Source organism: Paracoccus broussonetiae (assembly GCF_031854425.1).
GTDB lineage: Bacteria > Pseudomonadota > Alphaproteobacteria > Rhodobacterales > Rhodobacteraceae > Paracoccus > Paracoccus broussonetiae.
In genome coordinates this window covers 13,946-33,329 of sequence record NZ_JAVRQI010000013.1, presented here as the reverse complement: position 1 = coordinate 33,329, position 19,384 = coordinate 13,946, and the positions used below count along the sequence as shown (strand labels likewise).

Below are 19,384 nucleotides of genomic sequence, written 5' to 3'. Positions count from 1 at the left end.
AGGGGGAGGACGCATGGCATTCGCAGGTCTGACGCGGCAATGGATGGCGGCGCTTCTGGGGATGGCGATGGCCATCTGCGCGGGCTTCGCGATTTGCTCCATGAATGCGCGCGACAGGGCCGCACATGAGCCCGCAGGGCTGGCCCTGCTTGGGGCAGTGCTGGGGATCGGCCTTCTGGGCCTGTTCCTGCCGATGGGGCGCATGGCCTCGACGTGGCAGCGGCGGCGCGCATTGGCGCGGCTGCGGCAAAGGCTGCGGACGGATCCCGGTGTGACGCTGGTGATCGACCGGGAGGGGACCATTGCCGCCCAGACCCAGCGCGCGCGCGAGCAGATGGGCGAACTTGTCGGCAGTCAGGCGGGCGATCTTTTGGGCAGGTCCAATGCCGATCCCGCCGCCGCGCTGCGGGATATTGCCCAACTGCTTCTGCGCAACCGCGAATGTCGCGTGGATCTGGCGGAAGCGGGCGTTTTTCTGGTCCGCCGCGATCCCAAGGGGGGGCAGATCTGGACTGCCGCCGACCCCTCGCATCTTCCGTTGCCGGTCGACCCGGCCACGCAGGTCGACGAATTCGAAACGCTGCCAGTCCCCCTGCTGCGGCTTGATGCCGCGGCGCGGATCCTGCGCCTCAACGATGCCGCACGGCAGCTTCTGGGCGACGCGCAGCCGGGCCAGCCGCTTTCCGCGCTTCTGGACGGGCCGGGGCGCGAGATCGGCGGTTGGGTGTCGGACATCTGCTTCGGGCGGACTGTGGGCGGGGCCGAGGTATTGCATCTGAAGGGCGACGGCGGCGACCGCTTCCTTCAAGTCAGCCTGACGCGCGGAGAAGGCGATTACGCCACCGCCGTCCTGTCGGATGCAAGCGCGCTGAAGACGCTCGAGGCGCAATTCGTCCAAAGTCAGAAGATGCAGGCGATTGGCCAGCTCGCGGGCGGAATCGCGCATGACTTCAACAACCTGCTGACGGCGATCACCGGTCATTGCGACCTGCTGATGCTGCGCCACGACAAGGCCGACCCGGATTTCGCCGACCTCGACCAGATCAGCCAGAACGCCAATCGTGCGGCCGCGCTGGTGCGGCAGTTGCTGGCCTTTTCGCGCAAGCAGGTGTTGAAACCGCAGATCATCGACCTGCGCGACACGCTGTCGGATCTTACGCATCTGCTGAACCGGCTGGTCGGGGAAAGGGTGGTGCTGACCTTCGACCATGATCCCTCGCTGCGGATGATCCGGGCTGACCGTCGCCAGCTGGAACAGGTGATCATGAACCTTGTGGTCAATGCCCGCGACGCCATGCCCGCCGGTGGTGACATTGCGATCAGGACCGACAACATGCAGCTGGATCAGGCGACCGAGGTCGGTCGCGCGCGGCTGCCTGCCGGAGATTACGTCCGGGTCGAGGTTCATGACCAGGGTTGCGGCATCCCGCCCGAGGAACTGACCAAGATCTTCGAACCGTTTTATACCACCAAGCGTACGGGCGAGGGGACGGGGCTGGGGCTGTCCACCGCTTATGGCATCGTCAAGCAGACTGGCGGCTATATCTTCTGCGACAGCACGCCCGGAGTCGGCAGCGTCTTTTCACTGTTCTTTCCCGCTCATGACCGGTCGCTGGCGACCGAGGAACCCGAAGAGGCACCCGCCCAGCCCCTGGTCACGCGTGCCGAGGCAGAAGCCACGGTCCTGCTGGTCGAGGATGAGGCCCCGGTCCGCGCCTTTGCCAGCCGGGCGCTGAAACTGCAGGGCTATGCCGTGCTGGAGGCCGCCAGCGCCGAAGACGCGCTGACCCTGCTTTCGGATCAGCGGCTGGTGGTCGATGTCTTCGTGACCGATGTCGTCATGCCGGGCATGGACGGTCCGGCCTGGGTCCGGTCCGCGCTGCGCGACCGCCCCCAGACCCGCGTGATCTTCATCTCGGGTTATGCCGAGGACGTCTTTGCCGAAGGGCACGCGCCGGTGCCGAATTCGGCCTTCCTCGCCAAGCCCTTCTCGCTTTCGGACCTGACGGCTCTGGTCGGCCGCCAGTTGGCACGCAAGCTGGAGGCCTAGGCCGCGACCATGCAAAGCGAATCGTAAAGCGCCACGTCGCGATGCAGGAAGCGGCGCAGCATCGCCTCGTGCTCATCACTCAGCGAGACGTCGACCGCTGGCGGGACGTTGACGCGCGGCAGGCTGATGGCACAGTCAAGCCGATCTTCAAGGAAATGGGTCAGGTCCTGCATCTCCTCATAGCGGAAGATGCGGTCGACCCGATCCTCGCTCCGGGTCAGGAAGTCGCATTGCATCCCGATCTGGCGATAGGTTTCCGCCGATCCGGCATAGGACTGCGCGAATTGCGAGAAGGTGACACCATCCATCGCGTGGTCGGGATCATCGATATCGTCGCGGTGGCGAAAGCGGTACCAGCTGCGCAGCCATCCGATCGGTTCGCGCATCAGCGCGACGGTGGTGAACCTGTCCCCGGTCATCTGGTGCAGCCAGGGTTCGATATGGCGGCGATAGCTGCCCAGATCGGTGTGCTTCAATTCCGCGGGCCGCTGGACGGCGACATTGGCCAGGGATTCCAGCGCTGCCTCGACCGCGGTCGAGCCTGCCTTGGGGGTCGCCAGAAAGACGAGCCGTTTCTCCCAAAAAATCAGCATCTTGTTCCATTTCGTGCGATTGGTGGGCGGTCAGGAAATAGCGGCAGGGCGGATCGCTGTAAATCTTTTCTTAATTTCTGCCCCTCAGGATCGACCGTGAGGCGGTGGAAGAATGTGGCGAATCGGCAAGCTGTTCTTGCTTTCTTTCGCGAATTCCCCCACAAAGAGAACAACCCGTGAACATGTGACGGGCGGGCACTGATTGCCCCGACGGGCGGGGTATGAAATAAGCATGGGGACCGCATGGCAGGGGCAACACTTTTCGACATGAACGACAAGCGATCGGCAGACAAGCAGAAGGCTCTGGACAGCGCGCTGGCCCAGATCGAACGGCAGTTCGGCAAGGGTTCGATCATGAAGCTGGGGGGCGACAATCCCGTGGCCGAGATCGAGGCGACATCGACCGGTTCGCTTGGCCTTGATATCGCGCTGGGCATCGGCGGCCTGCCGAAGGGCCGGATCATCGAGATCTTTGGCCCGGAAAGTTCGGGCAAGACCACGCTGACCCTGCATGTGGTGGCCGAAGAACAGAAAAAAGGCGGCGTCTGCGCCTTTGTCGACGCGGAACACGCACTTGATCCGCAATATGCCCGCAAGCTTGGCGTCAACCTGGACGAGTTGCTGATCAGCCAGCCCGATACCGGCGAACAGGCACTGGAAATCGTCGACACGCTGGTGCGTTCGGGCGCGGTGAGCCTGGTCGTGGTGGACTCGGTCGCGGCGCTGACGCCGAAGTCCGAGATCGAAGGCGACATGGGCGACATGCAGATGGGCAGCCAGGCCCGCCTGATGAGCCAGGCGATGCGCAAGCTGACCGCCAGCATCGGCCGCAGCAACTGCATGGTCATCTTCATCAACCAGATCCGCATGAAGATCGGCGTGATGTTCGGCAACCCCGAAACCACGACCGGCGGCAATGCGCTGAAATTCTATGCTTCGGTCCGCCTCGATATCCGCCGTACCGGCTCGATCAAGGACCGGGACGAGGTCGTGGGCAACGCGACCCGCGTCAAGGTCGTCAAGAACAAGGTGGCGCCGCCCTTCCGCCAGGTCGAATTCGACATCATGTACGGCGAAGGCATCTCGAAGGTTGGCGAGCTGATCGATCTGGGCGTCAAGGCCGGCGTCGTCGAGAAGTCGGGATCCTGGTATTCCTATGGCGACGAACGCATCGGCCAGGGTCGTGAGAATGCCAAGCAGTTCCTGCGTGACAATACGGAAATCGCCTTCGCGATCGAAGACAAGATCCGCGCCAGCCACGGTCTTGATTTCGGCGCCGGCGACGAAGGCGACGACTCGCTGACCGAGGACTGATCGCCGAAGATCGCCATCCGCGCGTCCCGCTGATCCGGGGCGCGTTTTTCTTTGCTGCGTCCCGGTCCCTTGTACCAGCGTTCCGGCTTTACGCCCGCGCCCCCCTCGGTTATTTGCGGACTCTGCCCATCCGGAAAGATTGCGCCATGCCCAGCTTGAACGACATTCGCTCGACGTTTCTGAACTTCTTCGAACGCAACGGCCACCGTGTCGTCCAATCCAGCCCGCTGGTTCCACGCAACGACCCCACGCTGATGTTCACGAATTCGGGGATGGTGCAGTTCAAGAACCTGTTCACCGGGGTTGAGACGCGGGACTACAAGCGCGCGACCACCGCGCAGAAATGCGTTCGCGCCGGGGGCAAGCACAACGACCTGGACAATGTGGGCTATACCGCGCGGCACCACACCTTCTTCGAGATGCTGGGGAACTTCAGCTTCGGCGACTATTTCAAGACGCAGGCGATCCCCTATGCCTGGGAATTGCTGACGAAGGATTTCGGCATTCCCAAGGACAAGCTTCTGGTCACCGTCTATCACACCGATGACGAGGCCGCCGATATCTGGAAGAAGGTCGCGGGCCTGTCGGACGACCGGATCATCCGCATCCCGACCAGCGACAACTTCTGGCAGATGGGTCCGACCGGTCCCTGCGGCCCCTGCACCGAGATCTTCTTCGACCACGGCGACAAGATCTGGGGCGGCCCGCCCGGTTCGGCGGACGAGGATGGCGACCGCTTCATCGAGATCTGGAACCTCGTCTTCATGCAGAACGAGCAGTTCGAGGACGGCTCGATGCGCGCGCTTGACATGCAGTCGATCGACACCGGCATGGGGCTGGAGCGGATCGGCGCGCTTTTGCAGGGCAAGCACGACAACTACGACACCGACCTGATGCGCAGCCTGATCGAAGCGTCGGCGCATGCGACCTCGAACGACCCGGATGGGCCGGGCAAGGTGCATCACCGCGTCATCGCCGATCACCTGCGTTCGACCAGCTTCCTGATCGCCGACGGTGTCATGCCCTCGAACGAGGGGCGGGGCTATGTCCTGCGGCGGATCATGCGCCGGGCCATGCGCCACGCCCATATCCTGGGTGCCAAGGACCCGGTCATGCATAAGCTGGTCCCGGCGCTGGTGCGCGAAATGGGCGCGGCCTATCCTGAACTTGGCCGCGCGCAGGCCCTGATCGAAGAAACCTTGAAGCTGGAGGAGACCCGCTTCAAGCAGACGCTGGACCGCGGTCTGCGCCTGCTGGATGACGAACTCGGGAAGCTGCCCGAAGGGGTGAACCTGCCCGGCGAGGCGGCGTTCAAACTTTACGACACCTATGGCTTCCCGCTGGACCTGACGCAGGATGCCCTGCGCGAAAAGGGCCGCGCGGTCGATACCGCTGGGTTCGACAGCGCCATGGCCGAGCAGAAGGCCAAGGCGCGTGCCGCATGGGCAGGCTCGGGTGAAACCAAGGATGCCGCGATCTGGTTCGACCTGGCCGAACAGCACGGCGCGACCGAATTCCTAGGCTATGACACCGAGGAGAGCGAAGGCCAGATCCTGGCGCTGGTGCAGGACGGCGCGGCAGTCGAGACCGCGGGCGAGGGTCAGCAGATCCAGATCGTCGTGAACCAGACGCCCTTCTACGGCGAATCCGGCGGCCAGGTTGGCGATACCGGCCTGATCAAGACCGAGACCGGTGCCGCACGCGTCACCGACACGAAGAAGGCCAATGGTCTTTTCGTCCATGTGGCCGAGGTCACGCTGGGCACGATCAGCCGCGGGCAGGGTGCACAGCTTGCTGTCGAGCACGACCGCCGCGGCGCGATCCGGGCGAACCACTCGGCCACGCACCTGCTGCACGAAGCCCTACGCCGCGCGCTGGGGGAACATGTCGCGCAGCGCGGCAGCCTGAACGCCCCCGACCGTCTGCGCTTCGACTTCAGCCACACCAAGGCCTTGACGGCCGAGGAAATCTCCCAGGTCGAACGCGAGGTGAATGACTTCATCCGCCAGAACACCCCGGTCGAAACCCGGATCATGACCCCGGACGACGCCCGCGGCCTTGGTGCGCAGGCCCTGTTCGGCGAGAAATATGGCGATGAGGTCCGCGTCGTGTCGATGGGCGAGCTGCAAGGCTCGGGCAAAGGCATCGGCGGCAAGACCTATTCGCTGGAACTGTGCGGCGGCACCCATGTCGCGCGCACGGGCGACATCGGGATGTTTGCGCTGACCTCGGAAACCGCGTCCGCCGCCGGCATCCGCCGGATCGAGGCGCTGACCGGTCAGGCCGCGCTGGATGCGCTGCGCCGCGTCGATGGCGAGCTTGCCGAGGTCGCGGGTATCGTCAAGGCGCAGGCCGGCGATGTCGTGAACAAGGTTCGCGCGCTCGCCGACGAGCGCAAGGCACTGGCCAATGAGGTCGCGCAGCTGAAGCGCCAGTTGGCGATGGGCGGTGGTTCGGACGAGGCGCCGAAGGAAATCAACGGAATCAAGCTGATTGCCCGTCGTGTCGATGGCGTCTCGGGGAAGGAGCTTGGCCCGCTGGTCGACGAGATGAAGGCGCGTCTTGGCTCGGGCGCCGTGGTCGTTCTGGCCGAGGCCGACGGCAAGGCTACGGTCGCGGCGGGCGTGACGCCGGACCTGACCGGCCGCGTCACCGCGGTCGAGCTGGTCCAGGCTGCGACCGCAGCACTAGGCGGCAAGGGCGGCGGTGGCCGTCCCGACCGCGCCCAAGGCGGTGCACCCAGCCTTGACGCTGCCGACAGCGCCATTTCCGCCGTCGAAACCCTGATCGGAGAGAAAGCATGACCGCGCTCTGGATTGCCCATGTGAACGTCACCAACCCGGAATCCTACGGCGAATATGCAAAGCTTGCGGGTCCGGCCATCGCGGCGCATGGCGGCGTGTTCCTCGCGCGCGGCACGCGTTATGTCCAGCTTGAGGGGAATGAACGCGCCCGCAACGTCGTGGCGCGCTTCCCCAGCGTCGAGGATGCGGTCGCCTGCTACAACTCGGACGAGTACCAGGCGGCGCTGGAACATGCCAAAAATGCCGCAGAGCGCGATCTTGTGATCGTCGAAGAAAACCCGGCCTGAGACTTCTTGATGATTCTTCAGGGCTTTCGTGCCAAGATTTCTGGAAAAGGCGCGAAAGGGGACAGGCATGTGTCGTTGGGCAGCCTATATCGGCAGTCCGATCTTCCTTGAGGACGTGATCTGCCGGCCCGGCCATTCGCTGGTCCGGCAAAGCCATGGCGCCACGCAGTGCCACACGCCGGTCAATGCGGACGGCTTTGGCATGGCTTGGTACGGCGAACGGGAAGAGCCGGGACTTTACCGCGACATCATGCCCGCCTGGTCCGACAGCAACCTGAAAAGCCTGACCGCGACGCTGAAATCGCACCTGTTCCTGGCTCATGTCCGGGCCTCGACGGGGACGGCGACCAGCCGGAACAATTGCCATCCCTTCGTGGTCGGTAAATGGGCCTTTATGCATAACGGCCAGTTCGGCGGGTATGAACGCTTCCGCCGCCATGCCGAGGTGATGATCCCCGACGAGTATTATTCCCATCGCAAGGGCGCGACCGACAGCGAGGCGCTGTTTCTTGTCGCGCTTGGCGAGGGGCTCGCCGAGGATCCCGCCGGTGCCATGGCCCGCGCCACCGCCCGGTTCGAGGCGCTGGCGGTGCAGCGGGGCGATGCGCCTCATGTTCGGTTGACCGCCGCATTTTCGGATGGCCAGCGGCTATATGCGCTGCGCTATGCCAGCGACGATCAGGCGCCGACGCTGTATCACCGCTGGTCTGACAAGCGTGGAGGTCGTGCGGTGGTCTCGGAACCATTGGAAAGCGACGAAAACGACTGGCTGGAGGTTCCCGCGCAAAGTTTCTGCGTCTTTGATGGCCCGGATCTGGTGGTGACCCCCTTCGTGCCGAACGCACTGCGCGAAGCCGCCTGAAGCGGCCTCGCGACATTCACCGTTTCTCAAATACCCATGCGAGGCATCCAGCCGCGACCCGGGTTCTGATCGGAGCTCAGGCCGGCTCCGACAGCACCAGGCCGCCTTCGCGGATCAGGAACTCGACGATTTCGGCAATGCCCTTGCCGTGGCGAAGTTGCGCCATGACAAAGGGACGTTCCCCGCGTGCGTGGCGCGCGTCGCTTTGCAGAAGTTCGACATCGACGCCGACATGCGGGGCCAGGTCGGTCTTGTTCACCACCAGCAGATCCGAGCGCGTCAGCCCCGGACCACGCTTGCGCGGGATGTCCTGGCCGGCGGCTGTATCGATGACATAGATCGTCAGGTCGGCCAGTTCGGGGCTGAAGGTCGCGGCCAGATTGTCGCCGCCCGATTCGATCAGGATCAGGTCCAGATCGGGAAAGGCGGCGCGCAGATCGGCCACGGCGGCCAGGTTGATGCTGGCATCCTCGCGGATGGCGGTATGCGGGCAGCCGCCGGTCTCGACACCGCGGATGCGCTCGACCGGCAGGACCTGGGCGCGCATCAATGCCTCGGCATCCTCGCGCGTATAGATGTCGTTGGTGATGACGGCCATGGACAGGCGGGGGGCCAGCGCGCGCGCAAGTTGCTCGGTCAGGGTGGTCTTGCCAGCGCCGACCGGTCCGCCGATGCCGACACGCAGGGGTCCGTTGTGGCTCATGTGCGAAAGATCCTTACATCCAGGGTTTCGTGCCGCATCGCGGCCAGATCGGCGCCGAAGCAGCAGGTTTCAAGTGCGTCGCGCCCGGCCAGGGCGGCACGCTCGGCAGTCCGGGCGATGACCGGATGCAGGCGTGCCAGCGCCTTCTGCCCCTGCGCCTGGCCCAGAGGCACGAACCGCGTCGCGGCCGAGACGAGGTTTCCGGCAAAGGCATGCAGGTAATGGGCGATGATTTCGGGCGCGGGCAGGTCCAGATCCCGTGCGGCCAGACCGACGGCGACCGGCAGGGGGCGGGGGGTGACATCGTGCCCGGTCAGGGCGGCGACGGTCTCGGCAAAGGCGCGGCCCTGATCCACGGTTTCCGCAAGACGCTCGGCCGAGCCGGCCTGCGCGCGCGCCAGTTGGGCCAGATCGTCGGGATCTTCGCCCGACAGCGCCAGGGACAGCAGGACGGCATCGATCCAGCCACCGCCATGCGCGACAACCTCGGCGATCCAGTCCGAGATCGCGTCGGGGTCGCGCAGCCCCTGCGCCATGGCCTGCTCAAGCCCGTGCGAATAGGCGAAGGCCCCGGTCGGAAAGGCCGGGGACAGCCATTGGATCAGCGAAAGGCGGGCAAGATGGGTCATCAATGGGCGTGGAAGCCGGGGCCGTGGTCATGGCCCATGGTGCGTCCGTGGCCATAGGCCCCGCCTTCGGGCGCAAACGGCGCCATGGTCGGCGTGACCAGCGCGCCCAGACCCTTCAGCATCCCTTCAAGGACGTGATCGGCGCGGATCAGCAGGTGGTCGGTCGCGATCTGGCAGGGGGTGTGGCGGTTGCCGATATGCCAGGCCAGCCGCGGCAGCGTGCCTTCGACGCGCAGGCATGGCTCCATCGCGGCCAGGATGCCGATCAGGCGCCCATCCTCAAGCTGGAAGGCGTCGCCGGGATCAAGGCTGACAGTCTCGGCAAGATCGACCAGAAACGAGACACCCGCGCCCGAAAGCAGACGCTTGCGGCGCAGGAAGCGTCCCTCATAGTCCAGGATGACGCTGTCGTCGGCGGGGGTCGCGCGCAGGATGGTGGTCGCGCGAAGCTGGAACAGGGGCGCGCTCATCGACGCGCCCCGAAATTCAGGCTTACAGCCAGATCACGTCGCGAAAGACGTAATGCACGATCCGGTCGCGGGTGATGCCCAACCGGGCAAGCTCGGCATCCGACTTCGCCTCGAGCGCGTCGATCTCGGCGCGGCGCGAGCGTTTCTCGGCATAGGAGATCATGCCCTGTCCGATGCGTGCGAAAATCCCGTCTACGCGGGCGCGCAGCGTGGGCGCGAAGGTGGTCGATTGCATAGCCATGGGAAACCCTTTCGGTGCTGGCGAACGGTTTCCTCCCCTGACTGGGAATATAGGTCATAGGTCTTGTCTCATCTATGGCGTTTTCTGCAATGCTGCATTGCAGCAGCACTCAGAACAGGAAGTAGCGTTGCGCCAGCGGCAGTTCGCTGGCGGGCTGGCAGGTCAGCAATTCGCCGTCGGCCCGCACCTCATAGGTTTCGGGATCGACCTCGATCAGTGGGGTGGCCGCGTTCAGCTTCATGTCGGCCTTGCCGATATTGCGGGTGCCGCGGACGGCGACGGCGTTCTTCAGAAGGCTTGCGCCGACGCCCGCGTCCATGCCCGCCTGGCTGAGGAACGTGGCGGCCGAGGCATGGACCGCACGGCCCATCGTCCCCCACATGGGGCGCATGTAGAAGGGCTGGACCGGGATCGAGCCGTTCGGATCGCCCATCTGCGCCCAGGCGATCATGCCGCCGACAAGCACCATCTCGGGTTTGGCGCCGAACATCTTGGGATCCCAGATCACCAGGTCGGCGCGCTTTCCGGCCTCGACACTGCCGGTCTCATTCCCGATGCCATGGGCGATGGCCGGGTTGATGGTGTATTTCGCGACATAGCGGCGGGCACGGATATTGTCGTTCTGGCCGGTCTCCTCGGCCAGACGGCCGCGCTGGACCTTCATCTTGTGCGCGGTCTGCCAGGTGCGGGTGACGACTTCTCCCACCCGACCCATGGCCTGGCTGTCGGACGAGATGACCGAAAAGGCGCCCAGATCGTGCAGGATATCCTCGGCCGCGATGGTTTCGCGGCGGATGCGGGATTCTGCGAAAGCCACGTCCTCGGGGACGCGCTTGTCGAGATGGTGGCAGACCATCAGCATGTCGAGATGCTCTTCCAGCGTGTTCGCCGTGAAGGGCCGCGTCGGGTTGGTCGAGCTGGGAATGACGTTCGGCGCGCCGACCAGCTTGATGATGTCGGGGGCATGGCCGCCGCCCGCGCCTTCCGTGTGGAAGGCGTGGATGGTGCGACCCTTGATCGCGGCAAGCGTGTTCTCGACAAAGCCGGATTCGTTCAACGTGTCGGTGTGGATCGTCACCTGCACGTCCATCGCGTCCGCAACCGTCAGGCAGCAGTCGATGGCGGCGGGGGTTGTGCCCCAATCTTCGTGCAGCTTCAGGGTCGAGGCGCCGGCACGAACCATCTCTTCAAGTGCCTCGGGACGCGAGGCATTGCCCTTGGCCGAGACGAGGATGTTCACCGGGACACTGTCCAGCGCCATCAGCATCCGCTCGATATGCCAGGGCCCCGAGGTGCAGGTGGTCGCCAGCGTGCCATGCGCGGGGCCGCTGCCGCCGCCCAGCATGGTCGTCATCCCCGAGGCGATGGCGTCATCGACCTGCTGGGGGCAGATGAAGTGGATATGGGCATCCATGCCGCCCGCGGTGACGATGCGGCCTTCGCCCGCGATGATCTCGGTCCCCGGCCCGATGACCAGCGTGATGCCGGGCTGGGTGTCGGGGTTCCCGGCCTTGCCGATCCCGGCGATGCGACCGTCGCGCAGGCCGATATCGGCCTTGTAGATGCCCGAGTGGTCCAGGATCAGCGCGTTGGTGATGACCGTGTCCATCGCGCCCCGCGCACGGCTGAGCTGGCTTTGGCCCATGCCGTCGCGGATGACCTTGCCGCCGCCGAACTTCACCTCTTCGCCATAGGTGGTCAGGTCGCGCTCGACCTCGATGATGATCTCGGTATCGCCAAGACGGACCCGGTCGCCGGTGGTCGGGCCATACATCTGGGCATAATCGGCGCGGGAAATGGTCAGGGCCATTCAGTTCTCCTTGAAACGCTCGTCCACCGGCACTGCAAGCGCGGTGGCCAGCGCGTTGGTCTGGCTGGCCATGGCGATCACGGCCAGAAGTTCTGCGTGTTGTTCGGGGGTCATTCCCTTGGCGCGCGCGGCGGCCGTGTGGGAATGGACGCAATAGGCGCAGCCATTCGCGGTCGAGACGGCGATATAGACCAGCTCCTTGACCAGCGGGTCCAGCGCGCCCGGCGCCATGACGGTGGCGGCGCGTTCCCATGTCGCGCGCAGAAGCGCGGGGTCATGGGCAAGCGCACGCCAAAAATTGTTGACGTAATCCGTGCCGCGGGCAGCGCGGATCTCGTCGAAGACAGCCCGGCTTTCGCCGGGCGCCTCCTCATCGGTCAGCAGCGGAACCGTGGCCATCAGACGATCGCCAGAATGCGGGCGGGACCGCCGGTGCCGCGGGCGTGCTTCGGCGCGCCGACGAAGATCGTCGCGCCCTTGGCCGGAAGCTGGTCGACATTCGCGAGGTTCTCGATCCCGTAGCGCCCGCCGGGCAGCCATGAATTGTGGACCGCGAAATCGGCCGAGTTGCCGGGGTCCAGCGACAGGCTGTCGCTGGCGATCGCCGCCGCCCCCATTTCGGCCAGAAGATCGGTGGCCGACTTGCCGAAGCCGGGGAAGGCGAACTTGCCATCGGGGGTGTTGCGGAACTCGGGCGAGCCGACCTTGGCACCCCATCCCGAGTTCATCGCCACGCAGGCCCCCTTGGGGATCTCGCCATTGGCCGAGACCCAGGCCTCGACATCGGCGGCCTCAAGTGCGGCATTGGCGTCGTCCTTGGCCTTGGCGGTGATGTCGATCACGCAAAGCGGGCAGACGAGGCTTTCGGCCGGAAGTTCGGCGACCGAGGTGCCGTCCTTGGAGAAATGCAGCGGCGCGTCGATATGGGTGCCGGAATGCTCGAAGATCGTCAGCTGCCACAACTGATAGCCGGACTTGTCGAAATTCACGGCCTCCTCATAGGCGATGCCGGGTTTTCCGTCGAAGGTCGGGAACTTTTCATCGAAGACATAGGTCAGGTCCACGACCTTGCCGGTTGACTGCGCAAGGGCGGGCCGCGCGCTCATCGCGCTGGCGGCAATCGCCGCAGCGCCACTTGCGGCCGCCCCCATGAACAGCTTGCGCCGGTTCAGCATGGTTTCCTTGACGCCTTCGATCACGCAGGTATTGCACATTCCAAGTCCCTCCCCAAAAAAGGTCAGTCCAGCGGACCCATGACCTTGCCGTTGAAACCCCAGATTTCCCGTGCGCCCGAGATCGGGATCAGCCGCACTTCGCGCTTCTGTCCCGGTTCGAAGCGGACGGCAGTGCCCGCCGCGATGTCAAGACGCATGCCGCGCGCCGCATCGCGATCAAAGTCGAGACCAGGATTGGTCTCGGCAAAGTGGTAATGGCTGCCGACCTGAATCGGGCGGTCGCCCGCATTGGCGACCATCAGGCGGATGGCCTCGGTGCCTTCGTTCAGGATGATGTCGCCTTCGGCAGGAAAGATTTCGCCGGGGATCACGGCATCACCACCAGCAGCGCCCCGGCGGCCGCGGTCGCCGCGCCGAGGAAGCGGGTCGCGCCAAGCCGGCCAAGGCCGATACCGGCGAGATGCAGAGCCGAAGTTGCCAGCACGAAGCCCGCGGCATAGGCGGCAAGCCCCGTTGCCGGGCCTTCAGCGCCATGTGCGTGGCCATGCATCAGACCGAACAGCGCAACCGCGGGCAGCGCGAAGCCCAGCGAGGGACGCAGCGCCAGCGCGACGGCAAGGCCCAGCAGAACGGACGATGCCAGGATCATCGGCTCGACCGCGGGCAGGTGAATGCCCGCCGCGCCGATCGCGCCCCCGGCCAGCATCGCGGCGACGAAGGTCACGGGCAGCGCCCAGATCCCGCGGCGGTCGGTCGCCGTCGCGGCCCAAAGGCCGACCGCAACCATCGCAAGGACGTGGTCAAGGCCGCCGACCGGGTGCATCCACCCATTGGTAAAGGACGAGGCCGCGCCCAGATGGCCCGGATGGGCCAGTGCGGCGGTCGGCATCAGCAGAAGCAGGGGAAGAAGGCGTTTCATCATGCTCACTCAACGGATGGGGTGGTGGACGGTGACCAGCTTGGTGCCGTCCGGGAACGTGGCCTCGACCTGCACCGAGTGGATCATCTCGGGGATGCCCTCCATGCAGTGGTCACGGGTGATGACATGGGCACCGGCCTCCATCAGGTCGGCAACCGTGCGGCCGTCGCGTGCGCCCTCGACGACGAAATCGGTGACAAGGGCAATGGCTTCGGGATGGTTCAGCTTGACGCCGCGCGCCAGCCGGTTGCGCGCCACCATGGCGGCCACCGAGACCAGCAGCTTGTCCTTTTCGCGGGGAGAAAGGTTCATGGTCTTGTCGGACTCCTCAAGTCGAATTCAGATTTGCCACACGCGGGGCAGGGGGCCGGGTCGGATCGCCTGGATCAGCCGCATCATGGCTTGGCGCAGGGGCCAGCCGTCATCGGCCATCACCCGCGCGACAAGCTTGCCATCAAAGGCGCTGGCCGCGCCGTCGGAACCCAGCGCCGCGCGGGCGCGGTCCAGCCGGTCGGCGGCATCGGGGGCAACCAGCACCAGCGTGGCAAAGGCGCGGCAACCGGCCAGCGTCGCGATGCTTTCCCCGCGCGCCAGCGTCGCATCGCCAAGCCGCAGATTCTCGACAAAGACCGGTCGGCCGTCGCGGGTGATCCGTCTGCGGTCGGTCAGGTCAAGGGTGCGAACCGTCTCGCCCATCGCGGCGCGACCCAGGATCAGGGTTTCCACCCAAAGCGCGGTCGCATCGCCCGCCAGCGCGATTTCCTGTTCCCGCAGCAAGGCAGAGCGGTCGAACAGGATGGTTTCCTGAGGCAACAGGTCCAGATGCGCGCCCGCAGCGACTTCGAACCGCGCCGTGACCCGCGCCCGCCCGGTGGTGGAGCGATAGGCGCGCTCGGCTGTCTGGGTGGTGACGGTCAGATGGGTGCCTGCCTCTTGGGTCACGGTGATGTCCATGCGGTCCCCGCCGGTCAGCCCGCCCGAAGTGTTCAGCAGAACGATCTCGCAGCCCGGCGCAGGGGGCAGCATGGCCTTGGCGCTGCCGGCCTGATGCAGTCGGGTCAGGCGGGTCATCCCGCGGGAAAAGGCGAATCCGGCACGAAGCGTGCCGCAAGCGCGGTTCAGTTCGGTTGAAATGTTCTGGTGCAACATCACGGCCTCTTGCCCGGACCATGAGCAAATTTCGCGCGATTTCGCAATGGATGGTGCGATATGTCCAATGATTCTCCCGAGGACAGCCTAAATCGCAGGCATGATGCCTAAAATAAGGGCGAAGGCAATTGGGCTTTTCCCTCGGGGCGTCGGGCATTATACGTCAGCGGAATTCATGACCGCGAGAGGATACCAACATGGCCAATGTGGTGGTCGTCGGCGCCCAATGGGGCGACGAAGGCAAGGGCAAGATCGTCGACTGGCTGTCCGAGCGCGCCGATGTGATCGCGCGCTTCCAGGGCGGTCACAATGCCGGCCACACGCTGGTTGTCGGGGGCGAGGTCTACAAGCTGTCGCTGCTTCCCTCTGGGATCGTCCGGTCGGGCAAGATGAACGTCATCGGCAACGGCGTCGTGCTGGATCCCTGGGCATTGTTCCGCGAGATCGAGAAGCTGGAAAGCCAGGGCGTCAAGATCGGCCCGGAAAACCTGATGATCGCGGAAAACACCCCGCTGATTTTGCCGCTGCACCAGGACCTTGACCAGCTTCGCGAAGAAGCCGCGGGCGCTTCCAAGATCGGCACCACCGGTCGCGGCATCGGCCCCGCCTATGAAGACAAGGTCGGCCGCCGCACCATCCGCGTCGCCGATCTGGGCGACGAGGACACGCTGGATTCCCGCCTGGATCGCCTGCTCGCCCATCACGATGCGCTGCGCCAGGGTCTTGGCGCGACGCCGATCGACCGCGCCGAGTTGCGCGCCAAGCTGCTTGAGATCGCGCCGAAGCTGCTGCAATACGCACAGCCGGTGTGGAAGGCGATGAACGACTATCGCAAGGCCGGCAAGCGCATCCTGTTCGAAGGCGCGCAGGGCAGCTTGCTGGACATCGATTTCGGCACCTATCCCTATGTCACCAGCTCGACCACCATGTCGGGTATGGCGGCGTCGGGCACCGGCCTTGGCCCCAGCGCCATCGGTTTCGTGCTGGGCATCGTCAAGGCCTATACGACCCGCGTCGGCTCTGGCCCCTTCCCGACCGAGCTTGAGGATGCGGATGGCCAGCGCCTGGGCGAACGCGGCCACGAATTCGGGACCGTCACCGGTCGCCGCCGCCGTTGCGGCTGGTTCGACGCAGTTCTGGTGCGTCAGACCTGCGCGATCTCGGGCGTGGATGGCATCGCGCTGACCAAGCTGGACGTGATGGACGGGTTCGAGACCATCAAGATCTGCGTGGGCTACGAAATCGACGGCAAGCAATACGATTACCTGCCGACCGCGGCCGCGCTGCAGGACCGCGTCAAGCCGATCTATGAAGAGCTTGAAGGCTGGACTGAATCGACCCAGGGCGCGCGCAGCTGGGCGGACCTGCCCGCGAACGCGATCAAGTATGTCCGCCGGATCGAGGAGCTGATCCAATGCCCGGTGGCGCTGCTGTCGACTTCACCCGAGCGCGACGACACCATCCTTGTCACCGATCCGTTCTCGGACTGACATGGATCTCAGGGCGCGCAAACGCTGGTCACTGGTGGTCCTGCTGATCGGCCTGCCACTTTACATCGTGGTGGCCGTGACGGTGGTGAACTGGATGGACCGCGCCCTGGGCCGCCAGCCGATCGTGCTGGAGCTTGCGGTCTATATCGGGCTCGGGATCCTGTGGATTCTGCCCTTTCGCCGGATCTTCTCCGGCATCGGCAAGGGCGAATGACCGTCCTTGCCAGCACCCGCCCGGTCACTCTGATCGGGGGGGCGCCTTTTCCGCGCACCGATCTGGAAGCGGCGCTGGCGCTGGCACCGGGCGTGGTGGCGGCGGATGGTGGGGCGGATCAGGCGCTGGCGCTGGGCGTGATGCCCCAGGCGGTCATCGGAGATTTCGATTCCCTGTCTGACGAGGCCCGCGCTGCGATTCCCGCAGATCGCCTGCATCATGTCACCGAGCAGCTTGGCACCGATTTCGAGAAATGCCTGTCGCGGATCGATGCGCCGCTGGTGTTGGCCGTCGGCTTTTCGGGTGCGCGGCAGGACCATTTCCTGGCCGCCCTGAACGCCCTTGCCCGCCGCGTCGGCCCTCGGTGCATCCTGATCGCGGGCGATGATGTCATCACGCTGGCCCCCGAAACGCTTGCGCTGGACCTTGCGCCCGGAACGCGAGTGTCGCTGGTTCCCATGGGGGACGCCTCGGGGCGCTCGACCGGGCTGAAATGGCCGATCGACCAGATCGCCTTCGCGCCCGATGGCCGCGTCGGCACCTCGAACCAGGCGACCGGACGGGTCGAGTTGCGCGACATGTCGGGGCCGATGCTGCTGATCCTTCCACGGGCGCAGCTGAAGCTGCTGGCCGCCGCGCTCTGACGGCCGCCCGGTTTTCACCGTTTCTTAAATACCCGACGACGACCTTGCCGTATCAGCGGCGTCGGCTGCGGGGATCCATCGCGTCCCGCAGCCCGTCTCCAATATAATTCACCGACAGAACCGTCACCGAGATTGCCATCCCCGGCAGGATCACCCGCCACGGATATTGCTGCATCTGGTCGACCGCGTCGTAAAGCAGCCGCCCCCAGGTCGGGAAATCAGGGGGGAAGCCCAACCCCAGAAAGGACAGCGCGCTTTCCGTGATGATGGCGGTGGCTATGCCCAGCGTTGCCGCGACCATGATCGGCGACAGCACGTTCGGCAGCACATGGCGCAGGATCATCCGGATGGGGGGCGTCCCGATCGAGCGCGCGGCCAGGATGAAATCGCGTTCCTTCAGCGCCAGAACCTCGCCCCGGACAATGCGCGCGGTCTGCATCCAGGACGTCGCCCCGATGGCCAGGACGATCAGCAGGAAGGTTCCGCCTGCCGGTCCCAGCGTCCGCGCCAGCGGTTCGCGGAACAGCGTCACCATCAGCAGCAGCAGCGGCAGCAGGGGCAGGGCCAGAAACAGTTCGGTCAGCCGCATCAGCGGCGCGTCGAGCGCCCGGACATAGCCCGACAGGATGCCGATCAGGCTGCCCAGCGTCAGTGCGATCAGCATCGCAGTCAGCCCGACCGCCAGTGAGATCCGCCCCCCCGCTATCAGTCGCGACAGCATGTCGCGCCCCAGTTGATCGGTGCCAAGGAGATGGGGCCAGGAAAAGCCCTGATTGCGGGCGCGGATATCCAGATGCGTCGCCTCGATCCGCCACAGAAGCGGACCGCCCAGCACGAACAGCAGGATCAGAGCGAACAGGACCAGCGCGATCATCGCCCCCCGATGGCGGCGGAACTGTCGCCAGACATCGCGCCACTGGCTGCTCGGCGGGGCGTCGGGCGTTGATGCCCCGTCCAGTGTCGCGGCCAATGGATCAGTCATAGCGGATCCTTGGGTCCAGAAGACCGTAAAGCAGGTCCGCGATCAGGGTGAAGGCGACGATCAGGATGGCGAAGATGAAGGTCAGCGTCATCACCATCGGGATATCGTTCGAATTGATCGCCAGGATCAGAAGCTGGCCAAGCCCGTTCACCTTGAAGACCTGCTCGGTGATGATCGCGCCCCCGAAGACTGCGGGCAGGCCAAGCGCGATCACCGTCACGACCGGGATCAACGAGTTTCGCAGGACGTGCTTCAGCACGACGACCCGCTCTTTGAGGCCCTTGGCGCGGGCGGTGCGGACATAGTCCTGGCGCAGGTTGTCCAGCATCGAGGCACGCATGAACCGGCTGATCTGCGCCGCGTTGAACAGCGCCAGCACCGTGACCGGCATTGCCATCTGCCGGACCTGCTGGACAAGGCTGGTCCAGTCGGTCACGCGTAGCGTCGTGTCATAGATCGTGGGCAGCCATTGCAGCTTGATGCCGAAGACGATGATCAGCACGACGCCCGTGAAGAAGGTCGGCAGCGAGAATCCGACCATCGATATGAATGTCCCGATCTGGTCGAACCAGCTGTATTGGCGATAGGCCGAAACGATCCCGATCGGAACCGCAATCAGGATCCCCAGCACATAGGACAGGCCCACCACGGTCAGGGTTTGCGGCAAACGCTGGGCGATGACGTCAAAGGCGGGGCTGCGGGTCTGAAAGCTGATGATTCGCTGCATTCCCCGGCTGAAACCGGTGCCGAAGATCTGGTCGAAGGCGTGCAGCGGCTCGACCCAGAAGAACTGCTGCAGCCACATGACGTATCGGACATACCAGGCCTGTCCCAGGCCAAGTGCTTCGCGCATCCGGTCCCTGATCTCGGGGGGGATGGTCATCGGGATATCGCCCAGCGGATCGCCGGGCGACGCCTCAAGCAGCAGGAAGATCACCAGCGAGATGAACAGCAGCGTCGGAACCGCCAGCAGAACCCGGCGCAGTGCATAGTTCAGCATCCTGCTTCCCCGGGATGGGGCAGGGCGGCCCGGCCGCCGGACCGGGAC

General features: G+C 65.2%; 22 protein-coding genes. 8 read left to right on the top strand and 14 right to left on the bottom strand.

From position 1 onward, the window contains the following. Positions 1-13: 13 nt before the first annotated feature. Entirely contained in the window at positions 14-2,050 is a 2,037-nt protein-coding gene (locus RM190_RS16450) for an ATP-binding protein (RefSeq protein WP_311760554.1), read from the top strand. Here the strand turns inward: RM190_RS16450 and RM190_RS16445 are convergent. Further along, the gene (locus RM190_RS16445) at positions 2,047-2,643 is read right to left on the bottom strand and encodes a hypothetical protein (protein WP_311760553.1); all 597 of its coding nucleotides are present in this window, start codon (positions 2,641-2,643) and stop codon (positions 2,047-2,049) included. The genes RM190_RS16450 and RM190_RS16445 overlap by 4 nt on opposite strands. 243 nt (positions 2,644-2,886) lie before the next feature. Between RM190_RS16445 and recA the strand changes: the two genes are divergently transcribed. The 4 genes from recA to RM190_RS16425 all read left to right on the top strand — a co-directional run bounded on the left by recA (position 2,887) and on the right by RM190_RS16425 (position 7,910). Continuing rightward, positions 2,887-3,957: a recombinase RecA gene (recA, locus tag RM190_RS16440; RefSeq protein ID WP_311760552.1), complete on the top strand. Its 1,071-nt coding sequence runs from the start codon at positions 2,887-2,889 to the stop codon at positions 3,955-3,957. A gap of 146 nt (positions 3,958-4,103) precedes the next feature. Continuing rightward, entirely contained in the window at positions 4,104-6,761 is a 2,658-nt protein-coding gene (gene alaS / locus RM190_RS16435; RefSeq protein ID WP_311760551.1) for an alanine--tRNA ligase, read from the top strand. Beyond that, a complete protein-coding gene (locus tag RM190_RS16430; RefSeq protein WP_311760550.1) occupies positions 6,758-7,048 on the top strand; it encodes a DUF1330 domain-containing protein in 291 nt (96 codons plus the stop codon). Before alaS ends, RM190_RS16430 begins: the two co-directional genes overlap by 4 nt. A 67-nt stretch (positions 7,049-7,115) precedes the next feature. Next, positions 7,116-7,910, top strand: a complete 795-nt coding sequence (locus tag RM190_RS16425; protein ID WP_311760549.1) for a class II glutamine amidotransferase — start codon at positions 7,116-7,118, stop codon at positions 7,908-7,910. A 76-nt stretch (positions 7,911-7,986) separates the two neighbouring features. On the opposite strand, the gene ureG is transcribed toward RM190_RS16425, so the two are convergent. The 11 genes from ureG to RM190_RS16370 all read right to left on the bottom strand — a co-directional run bounded on the left by ureG (position 7,987) and on the right by RM190_RS16370 (position 15,006). Continuing rightward, positions 7,987-8,613: an urease accessory protein UreG gene (gene ureG, locus RM190_RS16420; protein ID WP_311760548.1), complete on the bottom strand. Its 627-nt coding sequence runs from the start codon at positions 8,611-8,613 to the stop codon at positions 7,987-7,989. Next, the gene (locus RM190_RS16415) at positions 8,610-9,242 is read right to left on the bottom strand and encodes an urease accessory protein UreF (protein WP_311760547.1); all 633 of its coding nucleotides are present in this window, start codon (positions 9,240-9,242) and stop codon (positions 8,610-8,612) included. Before RM190_RS16415 ends, ureG begins: the two co-directional genes overlap by 4 nt. Beyond that, positions 9,242-9,712: an urease accessory protein UreE gene (locus RM190_RS16410; protein ID WP_311760546.1), complete on the bottom strand. Its 471-nt coding sequence runs from the start codon at positions 9,710-9,712 to the stop codon at positions 9,242-9,244. Before RM190_RS16410 ends, RM190_RS16415 begins: the two co-directional genes overlap by 1 nt. A gap of 22 nt (positions 9,713-9,734) precedes the next feature. Continuing rightward, on the bottom strand, positions 9,735-9,953 hold the full coding sequence (locus RM190_RS16405) for a hypothetical protein (RefSeq protein WP_311760545.1): 219 nt from the start codon (positions 9,951-9,953) through the stop codon (positions 9,735-9,737). Between the two features lie 109 nt (positions 9,954-10,062). After that, positions 10,063-11,763 carry an urease subunit alpha gene (gene ureC / locus RM190_RS16400; RefSeq protein WP_311760544.1) on the bottom strand — a complete coding sequence of 567 codons (1,701 nt, stop codon included), beginning with the start codon at positions 11,761-11,763 and terminating at the stop codon, positions 10,063-10,065. Further along, positions 11,764-12,162 (bottom strand): carboxymuconolactone decarboxylase family protein, encoded by a 399-nt coding sequence (locus RM190_RS16395; RefSeq protein ID WP_311760543.1) that lies wholly within the window; start codon positions 12,160-12,162, stop codon positions 11,764-11,766. Continuing rightward, on the bottom strand, positions 12,162-12,977 hold the full coding sequence (locus RM190_RS16390) for a cyclase family protein (protein WP_311760542.1): 816 nt from the start codon (positions 12,975-12,977) through the stop codon (positions 12,162-12,164). Before RM190_RS16390 ends, RM190_RS16395 begins: the two co-directional genes overlap by 1 nt. A 23-nt stretch (positions 12,978-13,000) precedes the next feature. After that, the gene (locus RM190_RS16385) at positions 13,001-13,309 is read right to left on the bottom strand and encodes an urease subunit beta (protein ID WP_311760541.1); all 309 of its coding nucleotides are present in this window, start codon (positions 13,307-13,309) and stop codon (positions 13,001-13,003) included. Further along, on the bottom strand, positions 13,306-13,857 hold the full coding sequence (locus RM190_RS16380) for a HupE/UreJ family protein (protein WP_311760540.1): 552 nt from the start codon (positions 13,855-13,857) through the stop codon (positions 13,306-13,308). The genes RM190_RS16385 and RM190_RS16380 overlap by 4 nt, the downstream gene beginning before the upstream one ends. 9 nt (positions 13,858-13,866) lie before the next feature. Further along, on the bottom strand, positions 13,867-14,169 hold the full coding sequence (locus tag RM190_RS16375; protein ID WP_311760539.1) for an urease subunit gamma: 303 nt from the start codon (positions 14,167-14,169) through the stop codon (positions 13,867-13,869). 27 nt (positions 14,170-14,196) lie between these two features. Continuing rightward, a complete protein-coding gene (locus tag RM190_RS16370) occupies positions 14,197-15,006 on the bottom strand; it encodes an urease accessory protein UreD (RefSeq protein ID WP_311760538.1) in 810 nt (269 codons plus the stop codon). 197 nt (positions 15,007-15,203) lie between these two features. On the opposite strand from RM190_RS16370, the gene RM190_RS16365 reads away from it, so the two are divergent. The 3 genes from RM190_RS16365 to RM190_RS16355 are packed head-to-tail and all read left to right on the top strand — an operon-like array spanning position 15,204 to position 17,354. Beyond that, positions 15,204-16,496, top strand: a complete 1,293-nt coding sequence (locus RM190_RS16365) for an adenylosuccinate synthase (RefSeq protein WP_311760537.1) — start codon at positions 15,204-15,206, stop codon at positions 16,494-16,496. 1 nt (position 16,497) lies between these two features. After that, positions 16,498-16,710: a DUF2842 domain-containing protein gene (locus RM190_RS16360; RefSeq protein ID WP_311760536.1), complete on the top strand. Its 213-nt coding sequence runs from the start codon at positions 16,498-16,500 to the stop codon at positions 16,708-16,710. Further along, a complete protein-coding gene (locus RM190_RS16355) occupies positions 16,707-17,354 on the top strand; it encodes a thiamine diphosphokinase (protein WP_311760535.1) in 648 nt (215 codons plus the stop codon). The genes RM190_RS16360 and RM190_RS16355 overlap by 4 nt, the downstream gene beginning before the upstream one ends. A 52-nt stretch (positions 17,355-17,406) precedes the next feature. On the opposite strand, the gene RM190_RS16350 is transcribed toward RM190_RS16355, so the two are convergent. Then, a complete protein-coding gene (locus RM190_RS16350) occupies positions 17,407-18,336 on the bottom strand; it encodes an ABC transporter permease (RefSeq protein ID WP_311760534.1) in 930 nt (309 codons plus the stop codon). Further along, the gene (locus RM190_RS16345; RefSeq protein WP_311760533.1) at positions 18,329-19,336 is read right to left on the bottom strand and encodes an ABC transporter permease; all 1,008 of its coding nucleotides are present in this window, start codon (positions 19,334-19,336) and stop codon (positions 18,329-18,331) included. The genes RM190_RS16350 and RM190_RS16345 overlap by 8 nt, the downstream gene beginning before the upstream one ends. Positions 19,337-19,384: the final 48 nt, after the last annotated feature.